The sequence below is a fragment of the Streptomyces viridosporus genome (genome assembly GCF_002078235.1).
In the GTDB taxonomy this organism is placed as follows: domain Bacteria; phylum Actinomycetota; class Actinomycetes; order Streptomycetales; family Streptomycetaceae; genus Streptomyces; species Streptomyces viridosporus.
This window is the reverse complement of sequence record NZ_MSGP01000585.1, coordinates 1-963: the sequence shown is the minus strand read 5'-3', so window position 1 is coordinate 963 and position 963 is coordinate 1. Positions and strand designations below refer to the sequence as shown.

Below are 963 nucleotides of genomic sequence, written 5' to 3'. Positions count from 1 at the left end.
CCAGCCCTCCGTGGGGCGGGGGACCGCGGCGAGGGAGGGGACGGCGGCGATCTCCGCGGCGATCTCCGCGTCGGCCGGGGGGACGATCTGGGAGCCGTCGCCCAGGTACACCTTGTAGCCGTTGTCGCGGGGCGGGTTGTGGCTGGCGGTGACCTCCACGCCGGCGACCGCGCCGCGGTCCCCCGCCCCACGGAGGGCTGGGAGATCCTCGACGACACCGTCCTGGACGCCTACCTCGCCCGCACGGACGCCGTCCTGGCCGAGGACTCCCCGCGCACCGCCCGCACGGTCTACACCGCGATGCACGGCGTCGGCAGGGACGTCCTCCTCGCCGCCTTCGCCCGCGCCGGCTTCCCCGCCCCCGACCTGGTCGCCGAGCAGGCCGACCCCGACCCGGAGTTCCCGACCGTCGCGTTCCCCAACCCGGAGGAGCCCGGCGCGATGGACCTCGCCTTCGCGAAGGCCCGGGAGACCGGGCCCGACCTGGTCATCGCCAACGACCCGGACGCCGACCGCTGCGCCGCGGCCGTCCGGGACGGGGACGACTGGCGCATGCTGCGCGGCGACGAGGTCGGCGCCCTGCTCGCCGCCCACCTGGTCCGCCGCGGCGCGACCGGCACGTTCGCCGAGTCGATCGTGTCGTCCTCGCTCCTCGGCCGGATCGCCGAGCGGGCCGGCCTCCCCCACGAGGAGACCCTGACCGGCTTCAAGTGGATCGCCCGGGTCGAGGGCCTGCGCTACGGCTACGAGGAGGCGCTCGGCTACTGCGTCGACCCGGAGGGCGTCCGCGACAAGGACGGCATCACGGCGGCGCTGCTCCTCACGGAGCTGGCCTCCGTCCTGAAGGCCGAGGGCCGCACCCTCCCGGACCTCCTCGACGACCTCGCCGTGGAGCACGGCCTGCACGCCACCGACCAGCTCTCGGTCCGCGTCCAGGACCTCTCCCTCATCGCGGCCGCGATG

General features: G+C 75.7%; 1 protein-coding gene and 1 pseudogene. One reads left to right on the top strand and one right to left on the bottom strand.

Features of this window, described 5'->3' with window-relative positions; all coding sequences use genetic code 11:
* A partial coding sequence (locus tag B7L92_RS33445) for a hypothetical protein (protein ID WP_497591849.1) occupies nucleotides 1-159 on the bottom strand: 159 nt, incomplete at its 3' end.
* A gap of 15 nt (nucleotides 160-174) precedes the next feature.
* Here B7L92_RS33445 and B7L92_RS33440 point away from each other — a divergent pair.
* Nucleotides 175-963, top strand: a pseudogene (locus tag B7L92_RS33440) (phosphohexomutase domain-containing protein); the annotation flags it as partial.